This window comes from Bacillus sp. XT-4, from assembly GCF_050864245.1.
GTDB lineage: Bacteria > Bacillota > Bacilli > Bacillales > Bacillaceae > Bacillus > Bacillus altitudinis.
On record NZ_JBPAFI010000004.1, the window covers coordinates 21,868 to 43,959 of the forward strand.

Annotated in this window: 21 protein-coding genes; 20 read left to right on the top strand and 1 reads right to left on the bottom strand. The window is 43.8% G+C overall.

The features are described 5' to 3' along the window. The first annotated feature begins 67 nt into the window (after positions 1-67). The 19 genes from ACRRMM_RS12220 (at position 68) to ACRRMM_RS12310 (ending at position 20,384) form a co-directional block, all read left to right on the top strand. Positions 68-799 (top strand): YveK family protein, encoded by a 732-nt coding sequence (locus ACRRMM_RS12220; protein WP_007500132.1) that lies wholly within the window; start codon positions 68-70, stop codon positions 797-799. Beyond that, positions 789-1,472 carry a CpsD/CapB family tyrosine-protein kinase gene (locus ACRRMM_RS12225; protein WP_008347761.1) on the top strand — a complete coding sequence of 228 codons (684 nt, stop codon included), beginning with the start codon at positions 789-791 and terminating at the stop codon, positions 1,470-1,472. The genes ACRRMM_RS12220 and ACRRMM_RS12225 overlap by 11 nt, the downstream gene beginning before the upstream one ends. A 165-nt stretch (positions 1,473-1,637) precedes the next feature. Continuing rightward, on the top strand, positions 1,638-3,512 hold the full coding sequence (locus tag ACRRMM_RS12230) for a polysaccharide biosynthesis protein (RefSeq protein WP_216099154.1): 1,875 nt from the start codon (positions 1,638-1,640) through the stop codon (positions 3,510-3,512). Next, a complete protein-coding gene (locus tag ACRRMM_RS12235) occupies positions 3,478-4,617 on the top strand; it encodes a glycosyltransferase family 4 protein (protein WP_060832672.1) in 1,140 nt (379 codons plus the stop codon). Before ACRRMM_RS12230 ends, ACRRMM_RS12235 begins: the two co-directional genes overlap by 35 nt. A gap of 2 nt (positions 4,618-4,619) precedes the next feature. After that, positions 4,620-5,459 (top strand): glycosyltransferase family 2 protein, encoded by an 840-nt coding sequence (locus ACRRMM_RS12240; protein ID WP_428828623.1) that lies wholly within the window; start codon positions 4,620-4,622, stop codon positions 5,457-5,459. After that, complete coding sequence (locus tag ACRRMM_RS12245; protein WP_079920540.1) at positions 5,452-6,582, top strand: glycosyltransferase family 1 protein; 1,131 nt, start codon at positions 5,452-5,454, stop codon at positions 6,580-6,582. The genes ACRRMM_RS12240 and ACRRMM_RS12245 overlap by 8 nt, the downstream gene beginning before the upstream one ends. Before the next feature lie 14 nt (positions 6,583-6,596). Then, the gene (locus ACRRMM_RS12250; protein ID WP_050826622.1) at positions 6,597-7,700 is read left to right on the top strand and encodes an EpsG family protein; all 1,104 of its coding nucleotides are present in this window, start codon (positions 6,597-6,599) and stop codon (positions 7,698-7,700) included. Positions 7,701-7,727: 27 nt separating this feature from the next. After that, a complete protein-coding gene (locus ACRRMM_RS12255) occupies positions 7,728-8,756 on the top strand; it encodes a glycosyltransferase family 2 protein (RefSeq protein ID WP_428828622.1) in 1,029 nt (342 codons plus the stop codon). Continuing rightward, positions 8,756-9,784: a polysaccharide pyruvyl transferase family protein gene (locus tag ACRRMM_RS12260; RefSeq protein ID WP_428828621.1), complete on the top strand. Its 1,029-nt coding sequence runs from the start codon at positions 8,756-8,758 to the stop codon at positions 9,782-9,784. The genes ACRRMM_RS12255 and ACRRMM_RS12260 overlap by 1 nt, the downstream gene beginning before the upstream one ends. 28 nt (positions 9,785-9,812) lie before the next feature. Then, positions 9,813-11,342, top strand: coding sequence for an MATE family efflux transporter (locus ACRRMM_RS12265; RefSeq protein WP_428828620.1), 1,530 nt, complete (start codon positions 9,813-9,815; stop codon positions 11,340-11,342). 20 nt (positions 11,343-11,362) lie between these two features. Further along, positions 11,363-11,956: a sugar transferase gene (locus tag ACRRMM_RS12270; RefSeq protein ID WP_050826619.1), complete on the top strand. Its 594-nt coding sequence runs from the start codon at positions 11,363-11,365 to the stop codon at positions 11,954-11,956. Beyond that, the gene (locus ACRRMM_RS12275) at positions 11,919-12,608 is read left to right on the top strand and encodes an acetyltransferase (RefSeq protein ID WP_428828619.1); all 690 of its coding nucleotides are present in this window, start codon (positions 11,919-11,921) and stop codon (positions 12,606-12,608) included. Before ACRRMM_RS12270 ends, ACRRMM_RS12275 begins: the two co-directional genes overlap by 38 nt. After that, positions 12,605-13,768: a DegT/DnrJ/EryC1/StrS family aminotransferase gene (locus ACRRMM_RS12280; protein ID WP_348936251.1), complete on the top strand. Its 1,164-nt coding sequence runs from the start codon at positions 12,605-12,607 to the stop codon at positions 13,766-13,768. Before ACRRMM_RS12275 ends, ACRRMM_RS12280 begins: the two co-directional genes overlap by 4 nt. 164 nt (positions 13,769-13,932) lie before the next feature. Next, the gene (gene nikA, locus ACRRMM_RS12285; protein WP_048002931.1) at positions 13,933-15,552 is read left to right on the top strand and encodes a nickel ABC transporter substrate-binding protein; all 1,620 of its coding nucleotides are present in this window, start codon (positions 13,933-13,935) and stop codon (positions 15,550-15,552) included. 18 nt (positions 15,553-15,570) lie between these two features. Then, on the top strand, positions 15,571-16,515 hold the full coding sequence (gene nikB / locus ACRRMM_RS12290; RefSeq protein ID WP_206114056.1) for a nickel ABC transporter permease subunit NikB: 945 nt from the start codon (positions 15,571-15,573) through the stop codon (positions 16,513-16,515). After that, a complete protein-coding gene (nikC, locus tag ACRRMM_RS12295; protein ID WP_035389442.1) occupies positions 16,512-17,345 on the top strand; it encodes a nickel ABC transporter permease subunit NikC in 834 nt (277 codons plus the stop codon). The genes nikB and nikC overlap by 4 nt, the downstream gene beginning before the upstream one ends. A gap of 4 nt (positions 17,346-17,349) precedes the next feature. After that, entirely contained in the window at positions 17,350-18,165 is an 816-nt protein-coding gene (nikD, locus tag ACRRMM_RS12300; RefSeq protein ID WP_197025605.1) for a nickel import ATP-binding protein NikD, read from the top strand. Positions 18,166-18,178: 13 nt separating this feature from the next. After that, positions 18,179-18,994, top strand: coding sequence for an ABC transporter ATP-binding protein (locus tag ACRRMM_RS12305; RefSeq protein WP_428828618.1), 816 nt, complete (start codon positions 18,179-18,181; stop codon positions 18,992-18,994). A 64-nt stretch (positions 18,995-19,058) separates the two neighbouring features. After that, positions 19,059-20,384 (top strand): MATE family efflux transporter, encoded by a 1,326-nt coding sequence (locus tag ACRRMM_RS12310; RefSeq protein WP_428828617.1) that lies wholly within the window; start codon positions 19,059-19,061, stop codon positions 20,382-20,384. Positions 20,385-20,408: 24 nt separating this feature from the next. Here ACRRMM_RS12310 and yvfG read toward each other — a convergent pair whose 3' ends face one another. Continuing rightward, entirely contained in the window at positions 20,409-20,624 is a 216-nt protein-coding gene (gene yvfG / locus ACRRMM_RS12315) for a protein YvfG (RefSeq protein WP_017359206.1), read from the bottom strand. A gap of 70 nt (positions 20,625-20,694) precedes the next feature. Here yvfG and rpoN point away from each other — a divergent pair, with 70 nt between their 5' ends. Next, positions 20,695-21,993: an RNA polymerase factor sigma-54 gene (rpoN, locus tag ACRRMM_RS12320; protein WP_148779726.1), complete on the top strand. Its 1,299-nt coding sequence runs from the start codon at positions 20,695-20,697 to the stop codon at positions 21,991-21,993. Positions 21,994-22,092: the final 99 nt, after the last annotated feature.

Consider the following 22,092-nt stretch of genomic DNA (forward strand, 5'->3'; position numbering starts at 1 on the left):
TTATAATCCAATCATTAACAAAAAGAAACCATATATAACCTTTTTATGATGAAATCGGGAGGTATCTATGAATGAGAATATAGGTTTTAAGCAGCTGTTTTCTGTCATAAAAGAGAAAATGGCCCTTCTGATCCTGATTGTCCTGATCGTAACGGGCATTTCAGCCTACTATCAGTTCTATGTCTCGACTCCTGTATATCAGGCAACCACTCAAATTCTTGTTCATAAACGAAGCAGTGATGCACAAGCGAATTTAAACGATATTCAGATGAACCTTCAATATACACGTACCTTTCAAGTCCTATTAAAAAGTCCAATCGTTATTGAAAAAGTAAAAGAAACACTCAATCTTACAGAATCGGCTGAAGGATTAAAACACAAAATTGCCACAAGTACAGAAAATGAGTCAGAGGTCATAAATATTTCTGTACAAGATGAGGACCGCGCGAAGGCAGTAGCCATTGCGAATACAGCCACAGAGGTGCTGCAAGAAGAAATCAAAAAAACCATGAATATGGATCGCATTAATGTTTTGTCTGAAGCCAAGCTGTCCAACACGATACTGATGAACTCACGTAAATTCGTTCACATCGTTCTGGCACTAGGCGCCTCTGTATTAGGGGGAATGACACTCATTTTCTTAATGAATTTACTCGATGATACGGTGAAACGAACACATCAAATAAGAGAAGAGATCGGATTGCCGTCGCTCGGCAGTGTCTATCAGATGCATGCAGACAGGAGGGCAAAAAAAGACAAGCAGTCCGTCATAACGGGAGGACAGAACATTGATTTTTAAGAGGAAAAAACGAGAAAAAAGAGATTTATCCTGCATTTCTGTATTAAATCCTCACTCTGTCATTGCGGAACAATTCCGAACGATCCGAACGAACATCGAATTCACGTCGATTCAAACGAGGCTGAAGTCGATATTGGTTACATCCTCCTTGCCGAAGGAAGGAAAATCATTTACGGCTGCAAACTTGGCAGCTGTTTTTGCACAGCAGAAAAAACGGGTTTTGCTCATGGATGCTGATTTACGTAAACCAGCCATTCATGAATATTTTGATCTAAGCCCGCACACCGGATTGACCAATGTGCTATTAAATAATTGCAGTTTGGAGGAAGCCATTTTGCCTACTCCGATTGAGCATTTAGAGCTGCTTCCGAGTGGGACCATTCCGCCAAATCCCGCTGAGCTGCTTTCCTCCTCTGTGATGAAGCAGCTATTTTACGAGATTGAGCAGCAGTATGACATGGTGATTGTGGATTCCACACCGCTTCTGCCTGTAGCCGATGCAAAAATATTAGCGAACCGAACGGATGGAAGCATTCTTGTGGTGTTAAGCGGTAAAACGAAGATTGCCGCTGTGAAGAAATCAAAAGAAGTATTAGAGGGGACGACAGGGAAACTGCTTGGGGCGATGCTAAATGGCAAGAAAGTGAAAAAGGGAAGGCACTATATGTATTAAAGAGATTGATAGGTGATGTCTCCTAATCTTTAACAACGGAGGCACTCGATCCTGCTGTGGGCATGACATATGCCTTAGATGCTCGTCATCGGTAGTGGGATGTGAGGACGGGTTTGATGCCCATTTTATGTAAGAATAGTGATGCTTTAAAAAGGGGGAGGAGCGTTGACTTACGCCCAAAGATTATCAATCATCGTGGCACTAGATTCATATCTCATTTTAGTAGCCGTCTTTTTTGGCTTTCAATTTGTTCAAGAGGCAGCGTTAACCGTATATACATTTGAAATGCTCGTCATTTCTTCGCTCAGTCTACTGATCGGGCACCATTTGTTCTCGTATATTTTTCACGTGTACAAGCAAGTATGGGCCTATACAGGGGTTAGAGAGCTATTTTCTTTAATGAAGACCTTTGCGTGTTCATTTTTATTTTCCATGACGATGCTGTACATTTTTGTGCAGACATGGCCATTTCGCTTTTTATTTATTGTCTGGCTTTTCCATGTGTTATTCATCGGTGCATCTCGTATGGCATCCAGGCTGTTTCATGATGGTGCGAAGCGGTATCAAGTTGAAAAGGAGCGGGCACTAATCATTGGCGCTGGATCAGCCGGGACCATTATCGTTCGTCAGCTTCAGCAGTCGAGTGATGTACATATTGAGCCGGTCGCTTTCATTGATGATGACAAAACAAAGCATAAGCTTGAAATTATGGGGCTGCCTGTTCTTGGGGGAAAAGAACATATTCAAACGGCTGTTGCGATGATGGATATTCAAAAAATCATTATCGCCATTCCATCCAAAAGCAGTCACACATTAAAAGGACTGTATAAGGAATGTGTAGCGACTGGAATCAAAACACAGATTATGCCGGAAATGGAACAGATTTTAAAAGGAACCCATGCGCTGAATCAATTGCGGGATGTACAGCCAGAGGATTTGCTTGGAAGAGAGCCGATTCAATTAGATACAAGCCGTCTATCCGTTCACCTAAAAGGAAAAACGATTATGGTGACAGGAGCTGGCGGGTCTATCGGGTCAGAAATCTGTCGTCAAATTTGTGTATTTGCCCCTCGGGCGATTGTGCTTGTGGGACATGGAGAATTTAGCATTCATTCTATTTTACTAGAGCTGAAAGAATTGTATGGAGATAGCATTAGCCTATATCCACAAATTGCGGATATTCAAGATAAACAAAAAATGAGTGAAATCGTTGGTCATTTTCAGCCGGATATGATTTATCATGCCGCCGCGCATAAACATGTCCCGCTCATGGAAATTAGCCCGAAAGAAGCGGTGAAAAACAATATTATCGGGACAAAAAATGTGGCAGAAGCTGCACATGAGCACGGAGTTGAAACATTTGTCCTCATCTCATCTGACAAAGCGGTCAATCCTGCCAATGTGATGGGAGCGACAAAGCGGTTTGCTGAAATGGTGATTATGCAAATGGGGGCAAGCAGTGAAACGAAATTTGTCGCCGTCCGGTTTGGGAATGTACTCGGAAGCAGGGGGAGCGTCATTCCAATCTTTAAAAAACAAATTGAAAAAGGTGGGCCAGTGACTGTCACGCACCCAGCCATGACAAGATATTTTATGACGATACCAGAAGCATCAAGGCTTGTTATTCAAGCTGGTGCACTAGCAGAAGGAAGGCAGATTTTTGTTTTAGATATGGGGGAGCCAGTCAAAATTGTCGACCTCGCAGAAAACCTCATTCACCTCTCAGGCTACACCACAGACCAGATTCCCATCACATTTACGGGGATTCGTCCCGGAGAGAAAATGTACGAGGAGTTACTCAACCAGCATGAAAAAGCACAGGAGCAAATTTTTCCGAAAATCCATATCGGGCATGCCTTGGATGGAGATCCGTATGTGCTGAACCGCTTTATTCACGAATTTAACATGATGAGTGACGATCAATTAAGACAGGCCTTGTTTGCCGCCATTGAGTCGCATGATGTATTGCCTGAACCGATGGAACGAGAGGAGGAGCCACTTGCCAATGAAGAAAAAAGTCTTGTTTTGCGCAACGGTTGATTATCATTTTAAGGCGTTCCATCTCCCGTATTTCAGGTGGTTTCAGGAACAAGGATGGGAAGTGCATACAGCGGCAAATGGCCAGCTGGAGCTGCCGTATGTGGATCAAGCGCATTCCATTCCGATTCAGCGTTCTCCTTTTCATTTGCAAAATCGGCTTGCTTATGTGGAGCTGAAAAAGCTGTTAGAAAAAGAGCATTATCAGTTCATCCATTGTCACACACCGATGGGGAGTGTCATTGGCAGGCTAGCGGCGAAAACAACACGCAAAAAAGGGACGAAAGTTCTTTACACAGCGCATGGCTTTCACTTTTGGAAGGGGGCACCGCTTCAAAATTGGCTGCTTTATTATCCAGTTGAGAGATGGCTCGTTCAATATACAGATGCACTCATCACCATTAATGGAGAAGACTATGAAAGAGCCGATCGTCTGTCAAAAGAGAAGGCGGCTGTGCATTATGTTCCCGGTATGGGTGTCGATATGAAGCGATTTGCACCAGTTGATGACACAGAAAAAGACCGCCTTCGCAAAGCATATGGTTTTACCACGCAAGATTTTATCGTGCTGTGTGCGGGTGAATTAAATGACAATAAAAATCAAGGAATGCTCATAAAAGCTTGCGCGCAGGTGTATCGGAATATACCACATGTGAAAATTGTATTTGCTGGAGAAGGGACAAGTCGGTCGTCCTATGAAAAGCTGGTCTGTCAGCTGAATCTTGAGGAACATGTACAGTTTGCGGGATTTTGCAAACACATCGAAGAGTGGATGCATCTGAGCGATGTATGTGTATCAACCAGCTTGAGAGAAGGACTTGGGATGAATCTTCTTGAAGCGATGTCTGCTGAAAAGCCGGTGATTGCAACAGAAAATAGAGGGCATTGTGAGCTCGTCAAACATGGAGTGAACGGCTTTTTAGTCAAACCGCATGATGTGAATGGTTTAGCCGTTTATTTACAGCAGCTCTATCATAAAAAGGACCAGCTTCACCTAATGGGGAAAGCGGGACGTTCTATGGCTCACGCATTTGCACAGGAGCAGACGGTAAGTGCTATGGAGGAAATTTACACAACGTATATGGATCAAAAAGAGAAGGTGATGTGAGCATGCGTCAGCCGAAAGTATCGATTATCATGGGTGTTTACAATTGCCAAGAAACAGTAGAAGAAAGCATTGAATCGATTCTCCGTCAAACCTATGAAAACTGGGAGCTCATCATATGTGATGATGCATCAACAGATGGCACCTATGAAAAAGTGCTGCACTATACCATGCGTGAACCCGATAGAATTCGCCTCATCCGAAATGAACACAATCAAAGACTTGCCGCCAGTTTAAATCGTTGTCTCACTGAAACGAATGGAGAACTGATTGCAAGACAGGATGGCGACGATATATCGGTGTCTACACGATTAGAAAAACAGGTTCGTTTCCTTGATGCACATCCGGAATATGATGTAGTTGGTACGGCGATGACGGTGTTTGATGAGTCAGGGACGAAGGGCGTTCGAGCACTTGTCTCAGAGCCTGATCGAAGGGTGCTAGCAAGAGGAACGCCTTTTTGTCATGGGACGATTATGATGAGAGCGTCTGCCTACAAGGCTTTAAATGGCTATCGTTCTGTCAAAACAACCAGACGGATGGAAGATATCGATCTTTGGATTCGTTTTTTTGCTGCGGGGAGAAAAGGCTTTAATCTGCAAGAGCCCTTATACCTTGTAAGGGAGGATGAAGCGGCCTTTCAGCGCCGGAAATTCCGATACTCAATGGACAATGCCTGGCTTGTGTTAAAAGCATGCAAGCAATTAAAATTGTCGCCGTTTGATTATCTCTTTGCGCTTAAGCCGGTCATCCGTGCCTGTATGTCATCAAAGATCATGAGGTTTTATCATCAGCGGAAACTTGGAGGATCTATGGTGAAAAGGAGGACGATTCGGGATGAGTGAGCCAAAGCGTGTACTTCATGTTGTGGGCGGAATGAACAGAGGCGGTGCAGAAACGATGATCATGAACATCTATCGTGCAATCGACCGAAATGTTCTTCAATTTGATTTCATTACCCACCGAGAGGATGTCTGTGATTACGATGAGGAAATTCGTCAGCTTGGCGGGCGGATTTTTTATGTCCCAAGTATTGGAGCGTCCTCTCCATGGACGTTTGTCAAAACGTTGACGAAGACGATTAAGCAAACGGGACCTTATCAGGCGGTGCATGCACATACAGATTTTCAAACGGGCTTTTCTGCCCTTGCTGCGAAACTGGCAGGTGTGAAGATACGCATTTGCCATTCACATAATACGGCTTGGAAACAGTCTCCTAGCCGGGTGGATCATTTGATGCTCAAAGGATTTCGTCAGCTGATCTTTGCCTTTTCTACGAAGCTTGTTGCATGCGGTGAAGATGCCGGTGTCTTTTTATTTGGACAAAAAAGAATGCACGATGGACGAGTGGACATTTTGCCAAATGGGATTGATTTGAATCTTTTTTTTCAGTTGGAGCCAGAAGCGAAGGTGAAGATGAAAAAAGACCTCCATCTTCACGAGAGAAAACTGATCATTGGACATATTGGCCGATTTCATGAGCAGAAAAACCATGTTTTTTTCATCGAATTAGCGCAGACACTGAAAAAACAAGGGGTCTCCTTTCAGCTAGTTCTCATAGGAGATGGGCCGCTCCGGCCAGTGGTTGAATCGTATGCAGTGAAAGCAGGATTAATGGAAGACATTGTGTTTACGGGCGTTGTCTCAGAGGTTCCGCAGTATATGAAAGCATTTGATGTGTTTGTGATGCCGTCTTTGTTTGAAGGTCTTCCGCTCGTATTAGTGGAAGCGCAGGCATCTGGACTCCCATGTGTGATTTCAGATCATATCACAAAGGAAGTCGATTTAGGCTGTGGGCTTGTGAAAAGGAAATCCTTGCAAGATTCAGCACATGAGTGGATGAAAGCCATACTAGAAGCCTACCATGCAGACCCTCCTCTTCAGGAGACGATTATTTCTCAGCTTGGCCTTAGAGGATTTGATGTGAAACAGAACATCACCCGTGTGATGAATGTGTATGGATTGTAAGGAAGGATTGGCAGATGGCGGTTTATTTGGTGAACATGATCATGGTCTATTTATGGTCGAGCTTTGCTGCATTTTATGGCAGACGTGATGATACCATACAAAGCGGCTGGCGGCCGAACAAGCTTCTGGTGTTTTTTCCATTTTTATTTCTTTGTATTGTGGCGGGCATACGTTACAAAGTAGGAACTGATTTCGTAACCTATGGACAAATGTATGAGTTCTCCGTCAACTATGACAAGCCTTGGCATATTTTCGGATTCGGTGTAGACAAGGCCGCCACTGATCCGGGCTTTACATTGATCTTGTGGATGCTCAATCAACTGTCACATGAGCCGCAAATCATGTATATCACAGTTGGGATCATCACCTATTTTTTTATTATTAAAACACTTGTGCGATATGGACGGCCATTTGAGCTTAGTATGCTACTATTTCTCGGCACATTTCATTATTACGCTTCGTTTAATGGCATGCGGCAGTATATGGTGGCAGCGATTCTTTTTTATGCCATCCATTTTGTCATCAAAGGTCAGTGGAAATGGTATTTTCCGCTCGTGCTTGTATGCGCGCTGTTTCATTCCTCGGCACTCATTATGATTCCAGTCTATTTCATCGTCAGAACAAAGGCATGGTCTTGGATGATGCTTGTGTTATGTATGATTTTTCTAGGCTTAACCGCTCTGTATGACCGCTTTGTCTCCGTGTTTGTGGTGATGCTGCAAGGGAGTTCTTATGGTCATTACGAGGAGTGGCTGACAACGAATACGAATGGAATGAATGTGACGAAAATTGGTGTCTTGATTTTGCCGTTATTGCTTGCGTTCTTTTGTCGAAAACGACTTCGTGAGCTGACGCCAGAGAGTGATTATATTGTGAATTTTTGTTTGCTTGGTTTTTTGTTTGGCATCCTTGCAACGAAGGATGTCATTTATGCAAGATTTCATATTTACTTTGGTCTGTATCAGCTCATTTTACTGCCTTATTTCACACGGATTTTTGATCAGCGAACCAATTTCTTTATGTATATCGGAATTGCGGTTTGCTATATTTTGTACAGCATCATGCTGATGCCGTTTGATTCTTCTGTTTTACCGTACCGAACAATTTTTACAAAGTAGATTTGAAGAAAGGTGGGGCTTGCTGTCATGCCAGCTATCAGTCTATTGGTCGCAGTCTATAACACTAGTCAATATGTGGAGCAGTGTCTTCAATCGATTGCAGACCAAAGCTTTTCAGATATAGAGGTCATCCTCATTAACGATGGATCTACCGATCACAGTGGAGACATCCTTGAAGCGTTTGCTGCGCGTGATGAGCGATTTCGGGTGATTCACCAAACCAATCAAGGGCTGGGAGCGGTGAGGAACAGGGGCATAGAAGAAGCAACAGGAACGTATCTTGCCTTTGTTGATTCAGACGATGTTCTCGCTCCTCAATACTGTGAGGCTTTATATCAAGAAGCCGAAAATACCGGTGCCGATATTGTTGTCAGTGAATATTGGATTCAGTTTGAACAGTCAAAACGGATCATACCGACGACGCTGTTAGCTCAGCAGGAAGCCGATAAGACAAGTTTAATAGAATCGTTATTACATGGTGAGATCACGGGATTCTCATGGAATAAGCTGTATCGGCGGGCATTTATCGAAAAGCATCATATCCGTTTTCCGTTGAGAGGTGAGCTTGAGAATATTGAAGATCAATATGTCACGCTGCGCTGTTTTTCTTTATCACGTGTCATTTCCTTTGTTCATGAGCCGCTTTATTATTACCGGGTTCATTTGTCATCCATTGTCCAGCGATATCAAAAGCAGTATTTTCAGCATGGACTGGCGTTTTATGACGCGCAGCGTTTGTTTTTAAAAGAGCATGATGAGCTGACACCATATGAGAAGGCTTTTTATTTTTTTATCGTGAATCATACGCTGCATTGTATGCTCAATGAATGGAAGAGCCAAAATTCCCTGTCCTTTCAAAAAAAGCTTTGTCATATGCGTGAAATGGTGACACATGAAGCTTTTCAGAAGGCTGTGAAACAAGTGGAACCATCGAAGCTGACTGTGCGCAAGCGAATGATCTTATTCCTTGCTAGGCTGCAGTGGGTGTATCCGCTCTCTGTCGCAGCTTCAAGCTATCAAAAATGGATTGAATATCAAACGAGAAAATCGGGGTGATGATTGTGACATTGCAGCAATTAAAAGCACATGCCGCAGAGTGGCTGCTCTTAAAGGTCAAGTATCCGCTCCAATATAGGTTGAGCCGCCAAAGACTGCCAGAGCTGCGTCATCAGAAGAAAATCATTCTCACGCTGCTGCCGGCACATGACAACTTAGGTGATCACGCGATTGCCTATGCCAGCTGCTGTTTTTTACAAAAGCACTTTCCAGACTATCAAATCATAGAAGTAGACATGCAGGAGATGTATCGTCTAGCACGTCCGCTGAAGCACGCGCGGCACCCAGAGGACATTGTCTGTATCATCGGCGGGGGCAATATGGGCGATTTATATCGATATGAAGAATGGACAAGACAATTTATCATGAACGCCTTTAAGTCCTATCCCGTCATTCAGCTGCCCGCTACTGCTCATTTTACAGAAACAAAGAGAGGGAAAAGAGAAGAACGCCGCGCTATTCAAGCATATCAGCAACACCCGAGGCTTCTCATGATGGCAAGAGATCAAACCACCTATCAATGGATGAAGAAGCATTTTCCTAATAAAGAGGTGTGGAAACAGCCTGATATGGTCCTGACATTAGACGAAACATCAAAGAGTCAAACCCGTGAAGGTGTGCTGCTTTGTCTGCGTGAGGATAAGGAGGCATATCTCACGAAAGAGAAACGAGAACAACTGCAGGAGCATATCAAAGAAACGTATGCTCAAGTTGGTTTTATCACAACGACCATTGGGAAGCGAGTGAATCGAACGACTCGTTTAGAGGAATTATCCACGTTATGGACGCAGTTGAGACAGGCACAAGTCGTCGTGACAGATCGACTGCATGGCATGATCTTTTGTGCGATCACACATACACCGTGTGTTGTCATCAGGTCGTTTGATCATAAAGTCATGGAAGGATATGAATGGGTAGCGCACTTGCCGTTTATGACCCTTTTGAAGGAACCAACGGAGGAAGCGGTGAAAAAGGCCATTCATCAGCATATGAAAACAAGCGGACAAAAGGGAGAGGAAGTTGGATGAAGGCCCTTAAACACTGCGTGAAATCACCATGAACCGTGCGTTTCTTTACAATGTCAGTGCAAATGTGATGACGTTTATCTTGATGATGCTGATGTCTGTTTGTTTAACGCCTTACATTGTTCATACACTTGGAGTGGAAGCGTTTGGTCTGATTCATCTGACGCAAAATATGATCAATTATTTATCGGTCATTACGGCTTCATTAAGTGCTGTAGTGGTGCGTTTTTTTTCTGTTGCGGCTCATAAAGGAGAGATGGAACAAGCGCAGCGCTATCTCGCTTCCTATTTTGTCAGTTCTCTTTTTTTATCCATCTGTCTTTTTTTACTTTGTCTATTCATGTCTCAGCAGCTGGTTGATTGGCTCCATGTGCCTGCTCATCTTGCAAAAGATACACAGATCGCCTTTGTGTTAGGGGGTCTTTTATTTATGCTCAATTTCGTCATGTCTGGTATTGGGGCGGCACCGTTTTATGCGAACAAATTATATGTATCGAGTGTTGGACAGGCCATTCAGATGTTTGGCAGGGCGCTTGTGATTGTGCTGTTATTTACCGTGACGACACCAGCTATTTGGCATATTCCACTTGCAGCCATTATGGGGAGTCTCGCCGCTTTGGGAATGGGTCTCTATTATTTTAAGAAACTCATTCCTTGGTTTTCGTTTAAGTGGCGGTACGTTTCTTTATCTTCAAGTCTCACGCTGGTTCGATCAGGGGTGTGGCATTCATTTGAGCAAATGGGCATTTTGTTGTTTTTACAAATCGATTTATTGATGACCAACTTACTGATTGGGGCAGAAGCGACTGGACAGTATGCCGCCATTTTACAATTTCCATTATTATTGCGCACCCTTGCAGGGACACTTGCGGTTGTGTTTGCGCCAACGATCACAAAATTATATTCAAACCAAGACGAGCAGGGGCTCATTCAATACGCCGCCAATGCCATGAAATGGAGTGGTTTATTTGTGGCATTCCCCGCAGCTCTGTTAGGAGGTCTTGCCGGTCCACTCATGCTGTTATGGCTTGGACCAGCCTTTGAGGAACTGAAATGGCTGCTGATGATTCATGCGGCTTATTTGTGTTTCACGTTGATGTTTTTACCGCTGACCTATGTACCGACTGCCTTTAACCGATTTAAAGTGCCGGCGGTTGTGACACTCATATTAGGCGGTTCCAATGTCCTGTTAGCCTATGGACTGACTCACCTACTTCAGCTTGGGTTATATGGCATTGCATCAGCAGGGGCCGTTGTTTTATTGATGAAAAATATCGTTTTTCTCCCATTGTATACAGCCAAGATCACGAAACAGAAAAGTACCATCTTTTACAAACATACAGTCGTTCCGCTGTTTGGGGCTCTATTCATATGGGGGATCTGTGCCGGCATTCAGGCTGTGTATGATGTGACGAGATGGTGGGAGCTATTTTGTATAGGCGGAATATGTTTCGTTCTCTACTTAGGCTATTTGTATCAATTTGCAGGAACAAAACAAGAGCAGATACAGCTCATGCGTAAGGTGAAACAAGCTGCTATTGAACGAGCTGTCTCCCGCTAGTGTGGAAAGGAGAAGCAATGATGAAAAGAATAATAGATGTGGTCGTGGCACTGACACTGCTCATCGCAGGGAGTCCTCTTTTCCTTCTCATCTATGGACTCATTAGGTGGAAAATCGGAGCTCCTGTGGTGTTTCGACAAGAGCGGCCTGGTCTGTACGGACAGCCGTTTATGCTTTATAAATTTCGGACGATGACCGAGGAACGCGATGAACATGGCGTACTGCTTCCAGACCATCTTCGATTAACAAAAACCGGCACCTTTATTCGTAAGCTCAGTCTTGATGAATTGCCGCAGCTTGTCAATGTACTCAAAGGGGAAATCAGTCTCGTTGGCCCAAGACCGCTTTTAATGGAGTATTTACAAATGTACACAGAGGAGCAAGCGAAGCGTCATCTTGTGAAGCCTGGTATCACTGGATGGGCCCAGGTGAATGGGAGAAATACTCTCTCTTGGGAGGAGAAATTCACCTATGACCTCTGGTATGTAGAGCATCAATCGTTTTGGCTCGATATGAAAATCTTATGGATGACCTTACTGAAAGTCATCAAAACAGAAGGGGTGCAGCAGCCAAATCATGCAACAGCTGAAAAATTCAAAGGAACCGATACGTAAAGAGCAACCCATTGGCTTAATAGGGGCTGGCGGACACAGCAAGGTCATTCAGGAGTTGATTTTTTTGCATCCTGATTACTCATTGTGTGCGGTATTAGACGATCGATTTGAGGAAGCTGACACTCAAACCGGTATTCTGTATGGTCCGGTTTCTATGAGTCAAAAGGTAAGATGTGAAATACCTGATATGCAATGGCTGATTGCCATTGGGCAAAACGAAATCAGACAGAGGGTCAAAGAACGTCTCGCATTTGAAGAGAGGGCATTTGCCACACTGATTCATCCAGAGGCAGTTGTGAGCTCGTCAACGAAGATTGGCCGGGGAACGGTTGTGATGGCAAGGGCTGTTGTGCAAGCAGATGCAGTAATTGGTGAGCATGCCATTATCAACACCGGTTCTATCGTGGAGCATGATTGCTTTCTCGAATCCTTTACGCACCTATCCCCGGGAGCCGTGCTCACCGGCTGTGTCTCTGTGCGAGAGGGTGCTCATATTGGAGCTGGGGCTGCTGTCATACCTGGCAGAACCATTGGAAGCTGGGCAGTGATCGGCGCAGGAGCGGCAGTGACCCGAGATATACATGATCAGAAAGTCGCCGTAGGCGTTCCTGCAATTGAGATCAAAGATCGAAGAGAAGGTGGGAAATCATGAGAGACAGGAAACGAATCTACTTATCTCCTCCTCATATGAGTGGAAAAGAACAGATGAAAATAGAGGAGGCATTTAAGAGCAATTGGATTGCACCATTAGGACCGCTTGTAAATGAATTTGAGCAAGTGGTCGCGGATTATGCAGGGGTGAAGAGAGGAGCGGCATTATCTTCAGGAACAGCAGCCATTCACCTTGCCTTAAAACTCCTTGGCGTTCAAAAGGGAGATATGGTCTTTTGTTCCACTCTCACATTTGTTGCCAGTGCAAATCCTATTTTATATGAACAAGCGACGCCTGTTTTTATTGATTCAGAAAAAGAGACTTGGAATATGTGTCCGCTGGCGTTAGAGAAAGCCTTTGCTGAAACAAAACGACTTGGGAAAAGACCCCGTGCAGTTATTGTCGTTCATTTATACGGACAAAGTGCGAAAATGGATGAAATCATAGCAGTGTGTGAGGCATATGATGTGCCAATCATTGAAGATGCGGCTGAATCGTTAGGCAGTATATATAAAGGAAGAAAAAGCGGTTCAATGGGCAGGTTCGGTGTTTACTCTTTTAACGGAAATAAAATCATTACAACATCAGGAGGCGGAATGCTTGTCAGTGATGATGAAGCAGCGATCGACCGATGCCGATTTCTCGCGTCACAGGCAAGAGAACATGCCCTACACTATGAACATCAAGAGGGGGGATATAACTATCGGATGAGCAACCTGCTCGCAGGTGTAGGAATTGCACAAATGGAAGTGTTAGAGGAGCGTGTTCAGCAAAAACGCCGCATTTTCGAGCGTTATCAAGATGCTTTAGCCGATATTGAAGCCCTTCAATTTATGCCAGAATATCAAGAAACCACATCAAACCGCTGGCTGACCACATTCACCATTGATCATCATGCACAGATGTCTCCAGTAGAGATGATAGATGCTTTAGAACAAAAGCAGATCGAAGCAAGGCGTGTATGGAAGCCGCTGCACCAGCAGCCGCTCTTTCATGGTTATCCTTTTTATACAACAGCCGATGAAGTCCCTGCATCTGAGTTGTTATTTGAGACAGGTCTTTGCCTGCCATCTGGTACAAGCATGACAGACGCGGAACAGGAGCTTGTCATTGATACACTGTACAACGCCCTGCAAAAGAAAGCATTACCCTCCTCATAGGCTGCTCGTTCATCAGCAGCCTGCCTCTCTTTTTAACAAATCCCTTAATTTGTGGAATAATAAGGAATATATATTGTCATTTCGTTTCAAATATGATATTGACAACAGAGTCCTTCCTCCTTAAAATGAAAATGATTATCAGCATCAATTAGGAGGAGCAACTTATGTCTATTTGGAGTAATTTTCCGAAAATTAAAATAAATACAATATTACCTATCCTACTGATCTTCTTACTAGTAGGCTGTTCTCAAGCAAATAATGGAGCAGGTGGAGACAAGGATCATCCTGATATGATCACCATGGCATGGCCAAGAGATATTGGCGAAATGAATCCACACATATACAATCCATCACAATTGTTTGCCCAATCCATGATTTACGAACCATTGGTGAGCTATCAAAAAAATGGAAAGCTTAAACCTGAATTAGCAAAATCATGGGATGTTTCAAAGGATGGCAAGGTGTATACGTTCCATCTTAGAGACAATGTCACGTTCTCAGATGGATCTAAATTTAATGCGAACATTGTGAAAAAGAATTTTGATACGATTTTAAAAAACAAAGAAGTACATAGCTGGTTAGGTGTCATAAAGAAAATCAAAAAGACAGAAGCAGTGGACAAGCAAACGTTTAAACTCACATTAACTGAGCCTTATTATCCAACTGTTCAAGAGTTAGCTGTTGTGCGCCCCGTTCGTTTCCTAGGAGAAGCAGGTTTTCCGAAAAACGGAGATACATCAAAAGGAATCGAAAAACCAGTGGGAACAGGTCCTTGGGTATTAAAGACGTACAAAAAAGATGATTACGCGATTTTTGAACGAAATGACCACTACTGGGGAGAGAAACCAAAGGTCAAAGAAATCAAAGTGAAGGTCATTCCAGATGCCGAAACAAGAGTGATGGCATTTGAAAAAGGCGATGTAGATCTACTTTACGGAGAAGGAACGATTAGCCTTGATGCTTTTAAACAACTAGAGGCGAGCGGCAAGTATGAAACGAAGATGTCAGAGCCTGTAGCCACAAGACAGCTTGTCATGAACACAAAAGTCGATCAGCTGTCAGATGAGAAAGTGCGTCACGCCCTTCAGTATGCGATCAATAAAACATCATTGGTGGAAGGTGTGACCTCTGGCTTAGAGGATGTAGCAGATCACATCTTGCCGACAAACATGCCATATACGTCAGGCATCCGGGTGAAATCTTTCCAGTATGATGTGGACAAAGCGAAGGCTTTACTGGATGAAGCGGGCTGGACGCTTCCAAAAGGAAAAACCATACGCGAAAAAGACGGAAAAACGCTTGAGTTTAGTATGATGTATGACTCAGCAGAATCGATTCAAAAAACAATGGCTGAAACACTGCAGGCAGAATGGGCAGCCATTGGCGTTGGCGTCAAACTTGAAGGTGTCGAGCTGGCGACGCAGGTTCAGCGGTTTAAAGCGAACAAATTTGATATGAACTTCTTTAGCAATTACGGAGCGCCGTATGATCCGCATACATTTATGAACGTTGTCTCATCAGATGGTTTTGGATTCAAAGAGGCGATCTCAGCGTATCCGAATAAAGATAAGCTGATCAAAGAAATGACGGAGATTCCATCGACAACAAATGAAAACAAACGCAAAGCACTTTATTCGTCCGTCTTATCTTCCTTGCAAGATCAAGGGGCGATTGTGCCAATCTCTTATTTTAAAAAGACAGCTGTTTATCAAAAAGATGTGAAGGACTTTGATTTCCCTGCGAATCGAGATGAACACCCTTTCACAGGCATCAAGCTGAAGTAACAGAAGGAAGGTAAGCAAATGAGCCGCTATATCATCAAACGAATGTTATCTATCATTCCTGTATTTCTACTAGCCACACTGTTCACAACTGGCATGATCCATCTGTCACCAGTTGATCCAGCGGAGGCATATTTAGCAGCGGCTCATATTCAGCCTACTGATGAGGTATTAGCCCAAAAACGAAGTGAATTTGGTTTAGATGAACCTTTTTACATGCAGTACCTTCATACGATTGAAAAAGTCGTCCGTCTTGATTTTGGGCGGTCGTATATGACCAATCAGCCTGTGCTTGATGAGGTGATCTATCGAATACCTGCGACGATTCAATTGGCGTTCACTAGTCTGCTGATCGCAATTTGTGTCAGTATTCCACTGGGCTTTTTCAGCGGGGTGAGAAAAAATGGCGTTGTAGATCATGTGAGCCGGTTGATTTCCTTCCTAGGAGCATCTATCCCGACCTTTGTTTTGGGGTATTTGCTCATCTTCTTTTTTTCAGTGAAACTCGATCTTTTACCTGTTGAAGGTGTTGGTACATGGGAACATCTTGTACTGCCATCCATTACACTGGCTGTGCCGTTAATTGCGATGTATACGAGATTATTGCGAGCGAGTGTGAGTGAGACGCTTCACGAGCCTTTTGTTCAATATGCGAGAATGAGAGGGTTAAAGGAACAATCGATTATGTTCAAACATGTCTTCAGAATGGCGATATCACCGATGCTGACAGGACTTGGCGTGAATCTTGGCAAGCTGCTCACAGGGACCATTATTGTAGAGGCTGTTTTTTCATGGCCTGGATTTGGACGATTTTTTATTGAAGCGATCTTTAACCGGGATCTGCCGGTCATTCAATTTTATGTGTTGATGGCGGCGTGTATCTTTATCTTAAGCAGCTTGATGGTTGATCTCCTTCAGCTGCTCATTGACCCCCGTATTTCTAGAAAGGAAGGCCGCCAGCCATGATGACAAAAGTAAAACATCTTTTCTATCATCAAAAGATGATCTCGATCTGTGTGGTGCTGCTCGGTCTCCTGCTCATTGTGACGATATGTGCACCATGGATCGCTCCGCATGACCCAGCGGCTGTCAATCTTGCAATGAAGCTAAAGGGCTCTTCATGGGAGTATCCTCTAGGCACCGACCAATTGGGAAGATGCAATTTATCTCGTATTCTATATGGTGCTCGTATTTCACTAGGCTGTGCGTTGTTAATCTTTGTTTCCTCTCTATCTATCGGTTTAATCGTAGGGCTGATTTCTGGATATAAAGGCGGCTGGATCGATCACGTATTGATGAGATTGTGCGACGGGGTCATGGCATTTCCAAATTTGGTACTGATCCTCGGATTAGTCGGTATTTTTGGACCAGGGCTTTCTCAAGTTGTGCTGGCTTTGATGCTTGTGCAGTGGGTGTATTACGCCCGCGTCTTTCGAGGGATGGTCCTTAGTTTAAAAGAACAAAACTTTATTGCAGCTGCGAAGATTAGCGGTACTTCCCATTGGAATATCATGAGAAAGCATATGATTCCGAATGTACTGCCGCCACTTGCGGTTGTGGGCACACTTGAAATGGGCTGGGCGATTATGGACATTTCAGCCATGTCTTTTCTAGGCTTAGGGGTTCAGCCCCCTACGCCTGAATGGGGAGCGATGATCCATGAAGGAAAATCTTATATTCAAACAAATCCTCAGCTGATGCTTTATCCGGGCCTTGTGATTATGGCTGTGGTCATTCTATTCAACTTACTGGGAGAAGCCCTTTCAGAGAAATATGGCATCAAACGTCGTGTGTAAAGGAATGAGTCAGTTGGAAGAGTCTATTTTAAATATAGAGAACCTGCATGTGCATACGAAAACGCCGCAAGGAACCATTTCTCTCGTTCAGGAAATAGCATTTGAGGTAAAGCGCGGTCAAATTGTTGGATTAATTGGTGAGAGTGGATGCGGAAAAACGGTGACAAGTATGTCGATCTTAAACATGCTTGATCGAAAAACAACGGAAGTGACTGGCAGTATCACTCTACAAGGTCGAGAATTGATCGGTTTGAGTGAACAGCATATGCGGTCTATTCGTGGCAAAGATCTCTCATATATTATGCAAAATCCGATGAATAGCTTTACGCCTGTATGGACAATTGGACATCAATTGATTGAAACAATCCGCCGGCATACATCTGTCAGTAAAAGGAAGGCTCGGGTCCAGGCAATTGAAGCCTTAGAGAAAATGAACCTGCCGCATCCAGATCAATTACTGAGTAAGTACCCTTTTGAATTAAGCGGGGGGATGCTCCAGCGTGTCATGATTGCTATGGCTGCCTGTATGCATCCGCCTCTGATCATCGCAGATGAACCGACAACCGCATTAGATGTACACAATCAGAAGCTGGTGCTTGAGCACTTGAATCAAATTCGTCATGAATACGGAACGGCGATTTTGCTCATTACCCACGATCTTAGTGTGATTGCGGAAATGGCAGACCAGGTCGTGGTGATGAAACAAGGAAAAATCGTTGAAAAGGCTGAAGTTCTTGAGCTTTTTGAACACCCGAAGCATGATTATACAAAGAAACTTTTAGCAGCTCGTCCATCCATTCCAGCTGTTTGCCCGATTTGAGGTGAGAAGACCGTTGCATTTAATAGAATTGAAAGCAGTGAGTCATTCATATGGCAGCCGATCGTTTCTGATGAGGACAAAAGGGAGAACCCCTGTCCTGAAAAACGTCCATTTGACCATTGAAGAAGGCACTTGTTTTGGATTATTAGGTCAAAGTGGTGCAGGGAAAAGTACACTCGGCCGCATCATCCTTGGACTAGAGAAGCCAAGTAGCGGACAAGTCCTGTTTGAAGGTCAGGATATCATTCGTGCAGATCAGCGGACACATCAGCATTTCCGCCGGCATGTACAAGCGGTATTTCAAGATTCATATTCAGCAGTGAATCCAAGATGGACAGTGGAACAAATTCTATCTGAGCCGCTTGAAAACTATGAACCAATGACCCGAAAAAAACGTCAGCATATACTGATTCACTGGTTAGAAAGAGTGGGGCTCAGTGAGCAGGATTTGTCCAAGTACCCATACCAATTTAGCGGCGGCCAGCTACAGCGGATCAACATCGCCAGAGCACTGGTGCTTCAGCCAAAGCTCATTGTGCTGGATGAATCAGTCAGTAGCTTAGATATGGTTACGCAGGCAGTCATTTTAGATTTGTTAGTCGAATTAAAGAAAGAGCTGAAGCTTGCATACTTATTTATCACACATGATTTGACAGCGGCCTATCATTTAAGTGATCAATTAGCGATTCTTGATCAGGGTGAGCTTGTGGCTCAGTTTCAATCGAAGGATGATTTCTTTATATCAGAGCACGAAGCTGTGCTGAAAATGAAGGAGGCAACGCTCGCCAGTCACCCTTTGTCCCGAACGATTGGTAGGCCGCTTCGTTAACTTTTTCATTCCCTCAATGCCTCTTTTAGGAGAGGCTATTTTTCATGAAAGGCAGGTGGCATCGATGAACCATCGAGCATATTTAGCTTTGGCGATCCCTTTAACCATTTCAACGATGACCACGCCATTACTCGGTGCTGTCGATACAGCAGTTGTTGGACAGCTTGCCAATCCCGCTTATATAGGGGGCGTCGCAGTCGGCAGTCTCATTTTTAGTACATTGTACTGGCTGTTTGGCTTTTTACGGGTAAGTACATCTGCTTTTGCTGCCCAAGCAAACGGAGCGCAGAATAAGGAGCAGGGTGTTCTTGCTTTTCTAAGGCCTTTTTTGCTGGCTATTATCGTCGGACTTTGTTTTATTGCTCTTCAATGGCCCATTATTCAATCCGCATTATGGATCATCTCTCCTGCTGCTGATGTGCACGAATATGCAGCGGACTATTTTCATATTCGGATCTGGGGAGCGCCATTTACCTTGATGAATTACGTCATACTCGGCTGGCTGATGGGGATGGCAAAAATGAAAGAAGCCCTTTCTTTACAAATTTTGATCAATGTCATGAATATGATCTTGGCATTGATCTTAGTTCATGCGTTTTCTTTTGCCGTCAAAGGTGTGGCAGCGGCGACATTGATCTCTGAACTCACTGCTTTTGTGTTAGGGGCCTGGATTATCTTGAAGCATACGTCAAACGGTTTTCGGATGCCGTCTCTTCAGCAGGTGATGGACACACGTGCAGTAAAGAAAATGTTTCATGTGAATAAAGACTTGTTTATCCGAACGATCTGTCTGCTTGTTGTGATCAACATGTTTACAGCAAAGGGAGCGTCTTTCGGAACGGAGCAATTGGCAGCGAATGCCATTTTATTTCAAATTCACTACATCATGGCCTATTTGTTCGATGGATTTGCCAATGCATCCAGTATTCTTGTCGGTAAATCAGTAGGGGCGAACGACCGAGCGCTTTATGATAAAACTTTAACCCTTTCGAGACAATGGGCAGTTGTGATGGCATGTGTCATTGCGGCAGCTTACTTTTTCTTTAAAGTACCGATTTTGAGCCTGTTTACAAATTTGCCTCAGCTTCTTGATGTGACACTGCAATATGCCGATTGGCTCGTTCTTTATCCGTTTGCTGCTTGCTTTGGTTTGGTGATTTATGGTGTATTCACAGGTGCGACAGAAATTGCTCCTGTTAGGAATTCAATGCTGTTTGCGATGATTTTGTTTGTGGCTGTTCAGGCGGCAGTCATTCCGATATGGCACAATCACGGACTATGGTTTGCCTTTATCATTTATACTGTAGGACGGTCTGGCTTTTTGATGATGTACAAATCGAAGCTGGATCAAAAGCTTTTCCTGCATGAAAAACACCCTTTGCAATCATGAGAAAGGGTGTTGTTTTTCGTCCATTTATTCGCTTTCTTTTTTCACCTTTTGGTACGCTTCATCGAGATGCTGAATTCGCTTCAAGACAACAGCATTTTTCGTCAATTGGTCCTGCACAAGTGTAGAAACCACTGAACGATAATAAGCGTTCATGGCATGAATCTTGTCTTCATGTTGATTCATGGCAATGTGCTGTTTTAAGTTATCAATAAAGTATGGAACGGAAAAAAGTTCAGACATGAACATCACTCCTATTTCGTATATACGGTCCGTCAATCTTCATGTAAAATGATGAGAGGGAGGGGAGACAATGAGCCTTAAACTGCAACAAGAACTAGTATTAAAGCAGGTACTCACACAAGAACTCAGGCAGGCGATTACGCTGCTGCAACTGAATTGTGCAGAGCTGGGTGAGTATCTTGATCAGTTAGCGCTTGAGAACCCTCTGATTGAGCGGAAAGACACGGACAGCTATCAACCAGTTTATCATAAAAGAACGCAAGATCGAATGACAGAGCCGTATCGTACGCATCAAAAAGAAAGCCTGCAAATGTATTTAAAGAGACAGGCCATTGATTTGAATTTAAGTGAAAAGAATCAAAGGATTTTTCACTTCATGATTGAGTCCATTGATTCCAATGGCTATTTAAATGAACCGGTTGACCAAATGGCCGCTGTTTTACAGGCTTCGGCAGAAGAAGTAGAAGCTGTTCTTCATCAGCTTCAATCATTAGAGCCTGCCGGTATTGGCGCTAGATCATTGCAAGAATGTATCCTGCTCCAGCTTAGACGAAAAAAGGATCGCTGGTATGAAGCAGAGCTGATCATCGAAGGGCATTTCTTTCTTTTCGCAAGGAAGGCTTGGAAGGAAATCGCGGCAAAAACAGGTATACCTTTGAAAACCCTGCAAGCCATACAAGATGAGGTGTCGCTTCTCGAACCAAGACCAGGCCTTCATTTCTCTTATGAAGAAGAGGATGTGTATATAGAACCAGATGTGTTGATTACAGCTGCGGGAGGTCACATCACATTCGAGCTGAACCAGCGTGCTTTTCCAGACATTGAAATGAATGAAGGGTATTTCGCCATGATTCAAGATCAAAAGCGGCATGAAGCATATGCATATTTAAAGGAAAAGCAGCAGCAGTACAATTGGCTTGTTCAAGCGCTGAAGCAGAGAAAACAAACGATGACAAATGTCGTTCGTGAGATTATCTTACAACAGACTGATTTTTTCCTGACCGGGAAGCATAAAATGAAACCGCTTACGATGAAGCGGGTTGCAGATATATTACAAGTGCATGAGTCGACAGTGAGTCGAACAGTCAAAGGGAAAATGGTGCAGACCCCATACGGATTAATGGAAATGAAACAGTTTTTCCAAGCGAAACTAGAAGGGCATTCTCTCGAAGAAGCATCCAGCTACACAGTGAAGACGCACATTGCAGAGCTGATTCAATCAGAAAATAAGAAAAAACCGTATTCGGATCAGCAAATCATGACGCAGCTTCAGCAAACCTTTGGTATCCGTGTCTCTCGCAGAACCATTGCCAAATATCGTGAACAAATGAACCTTCCGTCTTCCACGCTGCGGAAGCGATATGATTAAAAAGAAGCACATGCCAGAAACAATGGCACGTGCTTCTTTTTTGATGAGTGGAAGAGTGATAGAAGATTTCTTGAGAATTGAAAAAAGGGAAGACGTGTG